The organism is Streptomyces sp. NPDC017056 (assembly GCF_044332485.1).
In the GTDB taxonomy this organism is placed as follows: Bacteria; Actinomycetota; Actinomycetes; order Streptomycetales; family Streptomycetaceae; genus Streptomyces.
The window spans coordinates 19,346-32,055 of record NZ_JBIRPD010000027.1; the positions used below are offsets into that span (position 1 = coordinate 19,346).

The 12,710-nt window shown below is 68.9% G+C and carries 11 protein-coding genes and 3 pseudogenes; 6 read left to right on the plus strand and 8 right to left on the minus strand.

Going from position 1 to position 12,710, the window contains the following annotated elements; genetic code table 11:
• Positions 1-87 precede the first annotated feature (87 nt).
• The 5 genes from ACH4OW_RS34905 to ACH4OW_RS34925 all read right to left on the minus strand — a co-directional run bounded on the left by ACH4OW_RS34905 (position 88) and on the right by ACH4OW_RS34925 (position 5,516).
• On the minus strand, positions 88-1,038 hold the full coding sequence (locus tag ACH4OW_RS34905; RefSeq protein ID WP_360135682.1) for a DMT family transporter: 951 nt from the start codon (positions 1,036-1,038) through the stop codon (positions 88-90).
• On the minus strand, positions 1,035-2,027 hold the full coding sequence (locus ACH4OW_RS34910; RefSeq protein WP_398032176.1) for a BadF/BadG/BcrA/BcrD ATPase family protein: 993 nt from the start codon (positions 2,025-2,027) through the stop codon (positions 1,035-1,037). The genes ACH4OW_RS34905 and ACH4OW_RS34910 overlap by 4 nt, the downstream gene beginning before the upstream one ends.
• A gap of 49 nt (positions 2,028-2,076) precedes the next feature.
• Positions 2,077-3,234 carry an SIS domain-containing protein gene (locus tag ACH4OW_RS34915; RefSeq protein ID WP_398032178.1) on the minus strand — a complete coding sequence of 386 codons (1,158 nt, stop codon included), beginning with the start codon at positions 3,232-3,234 and terminating at the stop codon, positions 2,077-2,079.
• Positions 3,231-4,526, minus strand: a complete 1,296-nt coding sequence (locus tag ACH4OW_RS34920; protein WP_398032181.1) for a D-tagatose-bisphosphate aldolase, class II, non-catalytic subunit — start codon at positions 4,524-4,526, stop codon at positions 3,231-3,233. The genes ACH4OW_RS34915 and ACH4OW_RS34920 overlap by 4 nt, the downstream gene beginning before the upstream one ends.
• Before the next feature lie 198 nt (positions 4,527-4,724).
• On the minus strand, positions 4,725-5,516 hold the full coding sequence (locus ACH4OW_RS34925) for a GntR family transcriptional regulator (protein ID WP_398032183.1): 792 nt from the start codon (positions 5,514-5,516) through the stop codon (positions 4,725-4,727).
• A gap of 429 nt (positions 5,517-5,945) precedes the next feature.
• On the opposite strand from ACH4OW_RS34925, the gene ACH4OW_RS34930 reads away from it, so the two are divergent.
• The gene (locus ACH4OW_RS34930) at positions 5,946-8,021 is read left to right on the plus strand and encodes a glycoside hydrolase family 36 protein (protein ID WP_398032185.1); all 2,076 of its coding nucleotides are present in this window, start codon (positions 5,946-5,948) and stop codon (positions 8,019-8,021) included.
• 110 nt (positions 8,022-8,131) lie between these two features.
• On the opposite strand, the pseudogene ACH4OW_RS34935 reads toward ACH4OW_RS34930, so the two are convergent.
• Together ACH4OW_RS34935 and ACH4OW_RS34940 are read right to left on the minus strand one after the other, a co-directional pair.
• Positions 8,132-8,456 (minus strand): annotated as a pseudogene (locus ACH4OW_RS34935) (IS5 family transposase); the annotation flags it as partial.
• Entirely contained in the window at positions 8,438-8,620 is a 183-nt protein-coding gene (locus ACH4OW_RS34940) for a hypothetical protein (RefSeq protein WP_360135670.1), read from the minus strand. The gene ACH4OW_RS34940 and the pseudogene ACH4OW_RS34935, both read right to left, overlap by 19 nt.
• 387 nt (positions 8,621-9,007) lie before the next feature.
• On the opposite strand from ACH4OW_RS34940, the gene ACH4OW_RS34945 reads away from it, so the two are divergent.
• Positions 9,008-9,742 carry a dienelactone hydrolase family protein gene (locus ACH4OW_RS34945; protein ID WP_398032188.1) on the plus strand — a complete coding sequence of 245 codons (735 nt, stop codon included), beginning with the start codon at positions 9,008-9,010 and terminating at the stop codon, positions 9,740-9,742.
• 297 nt (positions 9,743-10,039) lie between these two features.
• Positions 10,040-10,722, plus strand: a pseudogene (locus ACH4OW_RS34950) (transposase).
• A gap of 108 nt (positions 10,723-10,830) precedes the next feature.
• Here the strand turns inward: ACH4OW_RS34950 and ACH4OW_RS34955 are convergent.
• A pseudogene (locus ACH4OW_RS34955) lies at positions 10,831-11,010 on the minus strand (transposase); the annotation flags it as partial.
• 175 nt (positions 11,011-11,185) lie between these two features.
• Here ACH4OW_RS34955 and ACH4OW_RS34960 point away from each other — a divergent pair.
• From ACH4OW_RS34960 to ACH4OW_RS34970, 3 genes are all read left to right on the plus strand, one after another.
• Positions 11,186-11,494 carry a hypothetical protein gene (locus ACH4OW_RS34960; RefSeq protein ID WP_398032189.1) on the plus strand — a complete coding sequence of 103 codons (309 nt, stop codon included), beginning with the start codon at positions 11,186-11,188 and terminating at the stop codon, positions 11,492-11,494.
• A gap of 457 nt (positions 11,495-11,951) precedes the next feature.
• Positions 11,952-12,263: a hypothetical protein gene (locus tag ACH4OW_RS34965; protein ID WP_398032192.1), complete on the plus strand. Its 312-nt coding sequence runs from the start codon at positions 11,952-11,954 to the stop codon at positions 12,261-12,263.
• A gap of 176 nt (positions 12,264-12,439) precedes the next feature.
• Positions 12,440-12,685: a hypothetical protein gene (locus ACH4OW_RS34970; protein WP_398032194.1), complete on the plus strand. Its 246-nt coding sequence runs from the start codon at positions 12,440-12,442 to the stop codon at positions 12,683-12,685.
• Positions 12,686-12,710 lie beyond the last annotated feature (25 nt).

A 12,710-nucleotide genomic window follows, 5' to 3' on the forward strand; every position in this document is an offset into this window, starting at 1 on the left:
CCCCTCGCTTTCCTGTCGGTTCGGTGCGTACGGGCCGGTGTCGGCCCGTACCGCTACGTGGTCCGGCCGGTACGGATATGTGGGCGATCAGGACTTCTGCGGAGCCGGAATCACGTCCGCGCCGTCGTCCGCCGCGCCCGGGGCCACGGAGTTCTCGCCGCTCTTCTCGTCGCTGTAGACCATCAGGGTCGAGCCCGCGAGGGCCAGCACGATACCGAGGGTGCCCCACACGTTCGGGAGCGTCCGGTAGACCGCCAGGGACAGCACGATGGTCAGCACCGGGGCCAGCGCGTTGGTGATGGGGGCGACGACTGTGGCCTTGCCCCGGCTGAACGCCATGACCAGGAACAACGCGCCGACCGCGTTGAGGACCTGCGTCACCGCGGTGAGGGCCGGCGCCTGCCACGGAGCGTCGGACGGGAAATCGCCCATCGTCACGAACGCCACCGGAACCAGCAGCAGTCCGCTGATGGTCATCCAGCCGAAGGTCGTCGCGTCGTTGACCCCGACCACCGCGGCCTTGCGCATGCAGAACGCCTGCACGCCCCAGGCAACACAGACCAGGACGGCCATCAGCAGCCACGGGCCGTGCGAGTTCGAGTCGTCCGTGCCGCTGGGAATGCTGAGCAGCACGATCGCCGCCAGCGCCGCGATGACACCCGCTAGGGCGAGCCGATTGATCCGTTCCCGGAGCAGCGCCATCGCCATGAGGACGGTGACCACTGGGGAGAGCGACACCAGGGGGAAGATCAGGTACGCCGGGCCGTTGGCGAGCGCGTGGAACAGCAGGAGTTGGCCGCCGGCGCCGGTCAGTCCCGCGAGCAGCCCGTACACGGCGGCGATCGGCCGGCGGTCGAACGTGTTGCCGCGCATCGCGAAGTACGCGGGTATGAGCATCGTGAAGGCCCAGATGATGTAGATCATCTCGTTGGGGTAGCCGTACCTGCTGTTCGGCTCGCTGGAGAAGGCGCCCCACACACCCCAGAACAGGACCAGCAGCGACGCGTACGGGATCCAGCTCTTCGTGCCTCTGTTCATCGGTCTTCCCCTTCTGAGGCAGAGATCCCGGAGGCCGTGCGCAGCGCGTCGAGCGCGGGCTGGTCGAGCGGGGTTCCGGCGATTTTCGCCGCGTACAGGGCGGCACCTACGACGGGCTCGTACAGCGGGCGTCGCAGTTCGTAGTTGGTGAAACGATTCTTCAATCCGGTGGCGAACGCCTCCAGAACCGCGTCCGCGCCGAAGGTGCCGCCCGAGTAGGAGACCGGTACGGTCTCGTCCGGGCCGAACTCCAGCCGCTCGCGGGTGACGTCGACGAGCAGGGCGAGTTCCCGGCCGGCCTCGGCGAGGATCGTCGAGGCGGCCTCGTCGCCCAGACCGGCCGCCTCGGCCACCGAGCGGCTGAGCGCGGCGATCCGGCTGCGGTCGCCCTGCCACCGGTTGTGGACGACGTCGATCACGTCGAGGTCGGACGCGAGATCCAGGTGCCGCCGGAACACCTCGGCCAGGGGGCCCTCGGGGAGCCGTCCGTCGCCCATCCGCGAGAAGGCGTTGAGGCCGCGGACCGCGATCCAGTGCGCCGATCCCTCGTCGCCGAACATCTCGCTCCAGCCACCGACGCGCACGCCCCGGCCCAGCCGCTCGCCGTAGGTCATGGAGCCGGTGCCGCTGATGACGTTGATGCCGTCGACCGCGCCCAGTGAACCGGCCCAACCGCAGACCATGTCGTTGTCGCAGGCGTAGCGGTCGTGTCCGAGCACGGCTCGCGGGGTCGCGTTCAGGACGGGCAGATCGCGGGCCGCCTCCCCGTAACCGGGCAAGCCGAAAAAGGCGTACTCGATGTCGGCGGGGGTCAGCTCGGCCGCCGCACAGACAGCGTCGACGCCTTCCCCCAGCACACGCTCGACGAGCCCGACGCCGTGGGAGAAGTAGTACGAACTTGCCGCCTGCGCTCGCGCCACGACTTGTCCGCCGCGGTCGACCAGGCAGAAGGCGGTTTTCGTACCGCCACCGTCGACACCTAGGAACATCGTTGTACCTCCGTCGGGCGCCCTGGATCCGCGCCGTTGATGCCTTTGATCAGTTGTGCAAGGAGTGCAGGGTCACGCCCTGCACGACGCGGTTGACCTCACCCGAGGGGAACGGGTTGTCGGCCCGCAGGCCGCGGGCCTGGGAGGCGCGCAGGGCGATGAGCTGGGCGTACACCACAGCGGACAGCGCCAGGGCGACGTCCTCGACGTCATCGAGGCCCGGCAGCGGCCAGGCGTCGTTGCCGTCCGCTTCCGTGTCGGGGCCCGCGGAGACCGTGACGACACTGCCGGCGGGAAGATTTCCGCGCAGCTCCGTGGAGATGTCCTGGTCGTACTTGCGGGTGTAGGGGTCGTTCGACATGTACACCACGGCGGCCGAACGGTCGTTGAGCACCGCCTTGGGACCGTGCCGGAATCCCAGCGAGGTCTCCGAGACGGCCATGAGCCTCCCACCGGTGAGTTCGAGCACCTTCAGCGCCGACTCCTCGGCGAGGCCCTTCAGCGGGCCGCTGCCCAGGAAGACGATGCGCTCGGGCGCGCGGGCCACGAGGGCGCCGACGGTGCGGTCCACGGCGTCGCTCTCGCAGATCGACTCGACCGCCCCGGCCAGGCGCTCGGCGACCCCGTCGTAGGCGCTGCCGCCGAGTGCGAGCAGTGCCGCGAGCGTCATGCACGTGAAGCTCGACGTCATGGCGAAACCGCGGTCGTTGGACGCGGCCGGCATCAGCAGCACGTGGGACTTCGGCAGCTCCGCGTGCTCGCGGGCCAGGCGGCCCTGCTCGTTGCAGGTGATCACGAGGTGGTGCACCTCGGAGAGGACCTGGTCGGCCAGGGCGGTGGCGGCCACGGACTCCGGGCTGTCACCCGAGCGCGCGAAGGAGACCAGCAGCGTGGGAACGTCCTCGGCGAGACAGCCGCGCGGGTCGGCGACGAGGTCCGTGGTGGGGACCGCGTCGACGCGGCATCCCAGGCGCCGGGCCAGGGCGGGCTGGAGCACCTGGCCGGCGAACGCGGAGGTGCCGGCACCGGTGAGTACGACGCGCAGGTCACCGCGGGCGACGAGCGGACGCAGGAAGGCGTCCAGCGACTCCCGGGAGGCCGCGACGATCCGGTCGACCTCCCGCCACAGGGCGGGCTGTTGGGCGATCTCGCGGACGGTGTGGGCGGCACCGTCGTCCAGGGACGGGGTACCGGAGGGCGTGGTCACACGTGCTCCATCAGGTGGGGGTGGGAGGCGCGGTCGTAGGCGCGCAGAACGTCGCGGACGTGGTCCACGGCCAGGTCGCGCGGCCGGGCGGCGAGCTCGCCGTGGCGGACGCGGGCGTACTGGAGTGGGAGGTGGGCGCTGAGCAGCGGCAGGGGGATGTCCACGGCCGAGAGGTTGTCCATCAGCCGGGCCTGGGCCTTTTCGATCTCAGGGTCGGGCCAGTAGTAACGCATCCGGTCGCTGTAGCTGTAGCGGCGTGCGAGGCACTGCTCGGCGGCGCTGCCCGGGTAGTAGCCCTCCCACTTGGCGGGCTCGGCGAGCATCCGCTCCTCGACGACCTCGGGAAGGCGTGACCGCTCGGCGGCCGGGACCAGCTCGTCCTCGATCGCGGCGAGGGCGAACAGCGCCTCGCGCAGGGCGAAGGTCAGCCCGGGGCCCACCTTGAGGACCGCCCAGTGGTCCTCGACCAGCGCGGTGAGCGCCTCGGCGGTCTGGTAATCGGTCGAGTGGGCCTCGTAAACCATGGTGGGCTCGTCGTCGAGGACCTTGCGCAGCTCCTCGGTCAGCTCGCGCCGGTAGTCGACGACCTGCACATGGTCGAACTCGACGGCCGGCTGGACCACGAGGGCCATGACGCGCTGCCAGACCTCGTCGATGCCGTGCTGGGCGAACGCCTTGCGGTGCTGCTCCAGAGTGGTGCGCGCCGCCTCGGGCGTGGTCGGGACGAGCGCGTCGAGCGTCTCGTGCGCGCCGCCGGGTGTGGGCACCTCGGTACCGATCACATACCGGATTCGCTCGGCCCGCTCGGGGCCGGCCGTCTCCTCGGCCACCCGGATCAGCCGCGCGGCGCGTTCGGCGACCACGTCGTCGGTCAGCGGTACGGGGTCACCGGCGCAGGCGAAGCTGCAGTCCAGGTGGACCTTGGTGAAGTCCGCCGCCACGTAGGCGGCGACCAGGGCGTCGGCCCGCTCCATCGCCTCGTCGGGCGGCAGGGACTGCCACCGGTTCGGTCCGAGGTGGTCGCCACCGAGGATCACGCGGTCCAGTGGCAGACCACTTTCGGCGGCGATGCCGTACACGAGGTCGCGGAAGTCCGCGGGCCGCATGCCCGTGTAACCGCCGTACTGGTCGACCTGGTTCGAGGTCGCCTCCACCAGCACATGACCGCCGGTCTCCCGTGCTTGCACCACGGCTGCCTCGATGACCAGCGGATGAGCCGAACACACCGAGGTGATGCCCTGCGGCTGCCCGGCCTTCTGACGCCGGACCACCTCGCTCAACGGGCTCTGCATTGCCAACCCCTTACTCAACGTGCATCTCAAGCCAATCTGCCGTCATGGCCTGCGGCTCACGCTGAAAAGTACTGGTCTTATTTGGGGTCGTCAATAGTCTTGTTCTGGTATGCATCTGGTATTGCGCAGCCGAACCGGCAACTCCGCGGCGATCGTCCAAGTCCGGTTGGCGATCACCCACGTCCGCTTAGTGATCGTTTAAGTCTGGTTGGTGATGGAGGCCCGGAACCGGTAGCGGTCCCCCCGGTAGACCTGAACGGTCAGTTCTATCGGGCGTGATTCCTGGTTCGACGTCAGCTGGGTCGCGACGAGCATCGGCATGGTCTCCCCGATCTCGAACAGCTCGATCTCCCGTGGCGTCGGGTGACGGGCCTCGACCGAATAGTCGGCGCTGCGGGGCAGCTGCGGCGGGTCGGCGGCGCGCAGGGTGGCGTAGAGCGAGGCCGTGTTGAAGTCGGTCTCGGCCAGGGCAGGGCAGGCCGCCAACGGAAGCCGGTTGTGTTCGAGCACGACGAGCAGACCGTCGAGGAAGCGCAGTCGGTGGAGGTCGAAGAGGTCGGCGCCCGGAGCGATCCGGAGCTGCTCGGCCTCGGGCACCATGGCCGGGCGAACGGTGGCGGAGAGCACCTTGCCGGCCGCCGTCAAGCCGTTGGCCTGCGCATAGTCGGCGAACCCCTGGACCTGCGGGGCCGCCGAGGCGGACGTCGTCGTCGTCGCCTCGGGGAGCAGGCCGAGCTCGGCGACGAACCACCCGCGCGACGACGACGGCCGCACGATGCCCCGCGACTCCAATTGCGCGAGGGCCGACCGCAGCGTCACGCGCGACACGGCGTACCGGTCGACCAGAGCCCGCTCGGAGGGCAGCCGGTCGCCGGGGCGGGCGGCAGCGGCGCGCAGGTCGTCGAGCAACCGCGCGGCTGTGCGCTCGTACAACGGGAGGGCGTCGTCACCGAACAGACCTCTGGGCATCGACGTTCTTGCATCTGCCATACCAGAACCATACCAATCCGATCGATGCCGCGAACCCTCGCGCAGGAGGCCCACCCGTTGACATGCCACTCGAATACCACTTACGTTCTCGAAGCAGGCCACCCGACGATGGAGAGGTCGCCCGTGAGCGACCTTCCGTTTCGCCGTGCCCCGGGCATCCGCCGGCGATCGAGACGGCGTTGTCACAGCTCACCGAGGAGGCCCGCCCGCTACCGCCGGAGGCGACCTCGTCCTGGGGTACCCGTTCGGACGATACGCCGTCCCCCGACCCCAGCCGACCCACTGCAAAGACCGGTAGAAGACCAGGCACCGACCAGCCTTACGGACGGTCGCTTCGTCGCGAGCATTCGGCTCGACTCTGACGATCCACAACGACGGACAAAAGGCGGCTGCCCCAGTCGGGCACGCACGACCGAAAGAGAGTTCGACATGACGGACATGAACCGGCGAAGCGTACTGAAGGTGGCACTTGGGGGTGCCGGCCTGGCCGCCTTCCCCGCCGTGGCCATGGGCGCCTCACCCGCGGCCGCCGCACCGAACTCGGATCCTGACCTCGTCGGAGTCGGCGACACCTCCATCACCCTGGAGTTCGACGACCAACTGCGCAGCCGGGTGGCGCTCAAGGGCGTCGACCTCACCCGCTTCGACGCCGGCGAAGCCCTGCTGGTGGGCGGTAAGGCCATCGAGGCGTTCGCCTACCGCGGGCACCGGACCCGCCACACCCGGCACCCCCGGCACGGTGCGGGCGTCCTGGTGACGATCGAGGGCACGTCCAAAGAAGGCGTACAGAAGACGGTCGTGCTGACCTCCTTCGAACGCCTTACCGGCATGATCGTGATGAAGGTGACCTACACCAACAGGTCCTCCACCGCGCTGAAGGTGACCGGGTGGCGCAACGGAGCCCACGAACTCCTGGAGACTCCCGGCGGCTTCTACACCTTCTCCGGTACCACGTACACGGACCGCCGCGACTGGGTGATGCCGGTGAAAGACGGCTATGTCCAGGAGAACTCGTTGGGGATGGACTCCTCCGACTACGGCGGCGGCACCCCGCTGGCGACCGTCTGGCGCCGGGGCGCGGGCCTCTCCGTCGGACATGTCGAGCCCGTGGCGACGGTCCTGCGCATGCCGGTCCGCAAGACGGACGCCGGAGCGAGCATCGCCATCCAGGACGACACCGCCCGCACCCTGAAGCCGGGCCGTCGGCTCAGCACCGACACCACATTCCTGACCGCCCTCCCGGGCGACCACTTCGTGCCGCTCCAGCGGTACCGCGACTACATGAGCGACATCGGCCAGCGCGCCCCCAAGGTCCCCGCCTCGGCCTTCGAGCCCATCTGGTGTGCCTGGGGCTACGAGCGCGCCTTCGCCACCGAGCAGGTCACCGCAGCGCTGCCGAAGGCACGCGAGGTCGGCCTGCGCTGGGCCGCGCTCGACGACGGCTGGCAGACCAACGAAGGCGACTGGGACATCAATACGGCGAAGTTCCCGCGCGGTGAAGCGGACATGCGGGCCTTCACCAAGGAGATACGGGACGCCGGTCTGCGGCCGCGCCTGTGGTGGGCCCCGCTGGCGGCGGACCCCGGCAGCAACCTGTTCCGGGACCGGCCCGACATGCTGCTGCTGGACCGCGACGGCAACAAGCAGGACGTCACCTGGTGGGACGCCTACACCCTCTGTCCGGCCTACCAGCCGACGGTGGACTACTTCGTCGAGCAGGCGAAGAGGTTCATCGGCGACTGGGGTTACGAGGGACTCAAGATCGACGGCCAGCACCTCAACAGCGTCGCGCCCTGCTACAACCCGAAGCACCGGCACGCCCGCCCCGAGGAATCCACCGAGGGCGTGGCCCTGTTCTGGAAGGCGATCCACGAAGCCGCGCACGAGGCGAACCCCGGCGCCCTCGTCGAGCTCTGCCCCTGCGGCACCGCCTTCGCCTTCCACAACCTGCCCTACGTCGACCAGTACCCCAGCTCGGACCCCGAGTCCTCCTACCAGGTCCGGAGCAAGGGCAAGTCGATGAAGGCGCTGATGGGCGCCGGCAGCAGCTACGCCGGCGACCACGTCGAACTGAGCGACGGCGGGAACGACTTCGCCTCCTCTTACGGGGTCGGAGCCGTCCTGTCGACCAAGTTCACCCTCCCCGGAACCGGAGCCCCGGACAAGGCGACCGACCTCACCCCGGAGAAGGAGGTCCTCTGGCGCAAGTGGGTGTCCCTGTACGAGAAGAACATGCTGTCCACCGGCGAGTACCGCGGTGAGCTGTACGACATCGGCTTCGACAAGCCCGAGGCACATGTCGTGGCCAAGAAGCGGACCCTCCACTACGCCTTCTACGCCGACCGGTGGGACGGGACGGTCGAGCTGCGCGGTCTGGGCCGTACGCGGTGCCGCCTGACCGACCCGTTCACCGGCAAGTCACTCGGAACCGCCACTGCTCAGCACAACACCGTGAAGCTATCCTTCGAGCGGTTCCAGCTCATCGTGGCCGAGCCCATCGGCTGATCAACCAGGGCGGCGGGACGGCCGGGCGGCCGGGCGCCCGGGGCAACACTCTTGATAACGCGAGTGACGTGCCACAGGCTGCCGGGCCCCCGCTTCTCCACCTGTGACGTGGAATGCTGGTGGGCTCGCACCGCGGTGGAGTCCACCGACACATCCCAGCCGACCCGGCCCGCCGCATCCTCGGCGGCCTGGATCTGCGCCAGCAACATCTTCCAGGTGCCACCCGCTGACCAGCGGCGATGACGCTGGTAGACGGTCTCCCAGGACCCGAACCGCTCGGGCAGGTCCCGCCACTGCACGCCGGTCCGCACCCGGTAGAGTACCCCGTTGATCACCCGCCGGTGGTCACTCAACCGGCCTCCACGTATCCCGCCCCCGGGGCAGAAACGACTCCAGGCGATCCCACTTCGCGCTCGTCAGATCCCCACGACCCATGCTTCCAGCCTGACCTGGAACTGGCCGCCGAAGACGGCATCGAGCCGCCCGAACTGCTGCCGCCCGGCTACCGCGAAGTCCTGGCCGCCTTCGAGCGGGCCGGGCATGGACTCCGCGCCAAAGAGATCTGCGAAATCCTGGGCCTCGGCACCGAGCCACGGCACACCGGGAGCGTCCGCGCCAAGCTCAAACGCCTGGTCGACCGCAACATCCTCGCTGTGCCCGAACCCGGCCTGTGCACCCCAGCCCAGTCCGCACCGGCCACCCCGGGCCCCAACTCACCCTGGGATGCGGAGCCCGTCATCACCCGATCGAGGCGTCTGCTCGGGCTGGGGTGCTGGCGTCGGCTCTTATCCGGTGGGCTACGCTATGTGGCCATGAATACCGGGGCGGCCTTGCGCCACACACGGATTGGTGACCCGGTGCTCTTCTGAGCGCCATACGGGCCGGTGCGGGCCCGCTGTTTGACCGAGGATCCTGCGCTGCTGTGCGGGCCCCTCCTCCGTCGTGTTGATCACAGGCTCAGCACATCAACCACGACAGGAGAATTCGTGCCCACCAAGACGCTGCAGATTCCCACCGCGGACGGCCAGGCCGACGCGTTCGCTGCCTTTCCCGATCAGGGCGAACGGCACCCAGGGGTGCTGATGTACGCGGACGGCTTCGGAATCCGGCCCGTGCTGCGGGAGATGGCCCGTGAATTGGCCGGGCACGGCTACTACGTGCTCGTCCCCAACCTCTTCTACCGGCACGGCCCGGCGCCGGTGGTCGAACTTCCCGAGCACATCGGAGAAGAGGTCCGGCCCCAGGTCTTCGCTCAGCTGATGCCCTTTATCGAGGAGCACACCGCCGAACGTGTCCTGAGCGACGCCGATGCCTACCTCAGATTTCTCACCGCCCAGCCCGAGGTCAGCGCCGGGCCGGTCGCGGTGACCGGCTACTGCATCGGTGGCCTCCTCGCGACGCGCACCGCTGCGGCCCACCCCGGCCAGGTGGCCGCCCTCGCCGCATTCCACGGTCCGGTGGGAGTCGACGGGCCCGACAACCTCGCCAAGCTCACCGCCGAGGTCCACTTCGGCCACGCCGAGGCCGACTTGACGCCCGAAGCCCTCGGCGAGCTCAACCAGGCCCTGGACACCGCCGGTGTCGACTACACCTCCGAAATCTACCCCGGCACCATCCACGGCTTCACCATGTCCGACACCGACGCCTTCAACTCCGCCGCACTGCAGCGCCACTGGGACCACCTGCTTCCCCTCCTCGACCGCACCCTGGCCAACAGCTGAGAATCCAGCCCGGAGGCCAAGCCCGAAGTACACGGCCGGCACAGCGGGCCACACCGATGTCTGCATGGCCGTGGTCCGCCTGGCACCGAAACACTGGATGGCCGACGAGCGGGTTGACTCCGTCCGGGGGCTTTCGGCTGGCACGGCGAAATTGTTCGCCGTCGCCGCCGGGCGTCCCCGGCGAGCGGAGCATCCCAGGCCGTGACGGCCGTCTCAGCCAGTTCAGTCCACCAGGTCAGCGGCATCTGCGGCGACTAAGACATCGTCCTATGTGGTGAGGCGGAGTAGTACTACCGCATGGGGCAGGGGACGTGGAGTTGGATCGTTCCGGACGGGCTGTGGGAGATCGCGAAGCCGTTGCTCCCGCCGCCGAGAGCGCGGCCGCAGAGCGGCGGGACGCCGGACACACCTGATGAGACGCTGTTTGCGGCCATCGTTTACGTGCTGGTCAGCGGATGCGCCTGGCGGCATCTGCCGCCCTGCTTCGAGATCTCGAAGTCGACTGCTCATCGGCGGTTCCTGATCTGGTCCAGAGCCGGCGTCTGGGGCCGGCTGCACGAGGCCGTACTCCACCAACTTGATGACGCCGGCCCTATCGACTTCACCCGCGTTGTGCTCGACACCGCCCAGGTCCTCGCAAAAGGGGGGGTGAACACACAGGCCCGAGCCTGCGGACCGGGGCAAGCCGGGTTCCGATATGCACCTCCTGTCGGACGCGAACGGATTGCCCCTGGTCGTCGGGGTCTCTGCGGCGATGGCTCTGGGGCAAGCACATCGGCGTCCGGATCGCACGCAAGGGCATCGAATCCAGCGAACGCTTGAGGCGCCGCAGATGGGTGATCGAGCGAACCTTGTCCTGGCTGGCCGGCTACCGCAGACTCAGCCTTCGCTACGAATGCCAACCCTCCAACTGCCTGGCCTTCCTCGGACTGGCAGCCACCCTGTGCTGCTACAAACAACTACTCCGCCTCACCACATAGGACAACGTCTAAGGGTTCTCGTTTGGATCAGCGGGCGGTCCAGAGGAAGATGCCCGCGATGTGGAGTGCGGCGAGGTAGATGGCGGCGGTCTTCTCGTAGCGGGTGGCGATGCCGCGCCTGCGCAGCTGTTCACGGATGGTGCGGGAGGAGTACACCTTGTCGGCCAGGATCACGTCCGGCCTGGTCCGGGGCCGCCCGCGTTGGCGGGGAATACTCAGGCGAGCCATGACGTCGCAGAAGGCGGGCGCGTCACCGGCTTGCCCGGCGGTGACGACGAAGGCCAAAGGGCCAAGAGCCGCGGTGACATGCTGATGACGAAGTACAGCCTGGAGCTGTGGCTCCCCGATCAGGACTTGCGGCTGTGGTCCGTCGCGCCGTATCGCTCGATGCTCATCTCAGATTAATACGCAATGAGGCGGACGACGCGTCGGCGAGATCGAAATGCCGGAGTACATCTCCTGGATGAACCAGCTGAACGCCAAAGTGGAGCGCCAGGAACTGGCGTGCACCTACGTCGATGACTTTTTGATGGTCTTCGGCATGCTGATGATCGATGTGGTGCAGCGGTACAAGCTCCGTACCGGCACCCCCATGCCGCCGGCCCCCCGCCGCGGCCGGTACGTGAAGAAAGCCCGTAAGACGAAGCGACCGCTGGCCACGGGCCCGGCGTATCAGTTGGCCGTGAACGCCTACACGGTGTCACCGGCTGGGCGCACCTCTGGGACGCCGCCTTCCAGGGGATGCGGCCCGGCGAGACGTACAGGCTGCTGAAGATCTACACGGCACCGGCCTGGCCGGCCTCCGGGTGTAGTTCCAACACCAATGGGTGGACGGGAAGAAGACGCTCGCCACCCCCAAGTACGACTCTCACCGTTGCCTCGCCCAGGCACCGTTCCTGACGGCCATGCACACCGCGCTCGCGGCGTCGCACACCTCGCCCTGGTCGTTTCCCTCGATCAACGGTGGGGCGCTGCTCGGGGCCGCCTTCAGCCGGGATTACTGGTGGCCGATCCTGGACGTAGCCCCCTCCTGCGAGGGGCTCCGGGGCCTGCCGCGGCTGCCGTCCCTGCGGTGGAGGAATTCTCGGTGGGCGGGTGGCCGATCTACCGGCTGCGGCACTGAATGAAGGAGTGCTTGGAAGAGGGCCACCGTTTCCCACTCCTCTCCCAGTTGATCAGCACACGACGCGCTCTCCGCAGGCCACCGGCTGAGTTCTCGCGGAAGTTGTATGAGCGTACGATTCACGACACCCGGAGCGGCGGCGCGGGTGGTGGCCCGCTCCCGGTCCACTGCAGCATGCAGCCGGTACGGCCGGCAGGTGGTCGCGAGCACCCGGTGGCGGGCCCAGTCCGGGCACGGGTATCTGCTGGCGGCGGGCAGCGCGGCGGTCACAGACATTGAGGTGACGGGGGCGGCGCAGGCTTCGGCCACAGGGCGGACCCTGGCGGTACGGGCACCTGCAGGCGCGCGGACCCAGGTCAGCGCATGCCTGGCCGGAGGCGGGAAGGTGACCGAGATCGGGCACCCGGCGCAGGACTGACGGACGGGCGCCGGGCTGTGCGGCACGGCCAATGACTGCGCCGGAGCCGACGGCGCCCCGCTCCGCCCGGAGCGGGACGTCCCGAGTGCGGTGCGGCGGTTCCCCGCCGAAAGGGCGCGGTCGTAGCGCGGGAAGGGCGCCTTGCCGGTGAGGTAGCGGATGCAGACACCGGCGCCATGACGCTGACGCGTGTCAGTTTCGCCTCGGTGGCCTCCTGGTCGATGGCTTCGGCCGCCTTGCGGGCGCTGGCCGTGAGTACGGTCAGCGCGTGGACGGCGCCCCAGTCCTCGGCGGTGGGATCGTCGCCCGCGTGGAAACACCATGCCGAGCCCTACAAATATTCGAGAACATGGACGAAGTCGATGACGGTGTCCATGGCGACGCGCCCGCAGGCGGCCTCGGACTGGTTCAGGTCGAGTTGATGGCGGACGCCGTCGACCAGGACGG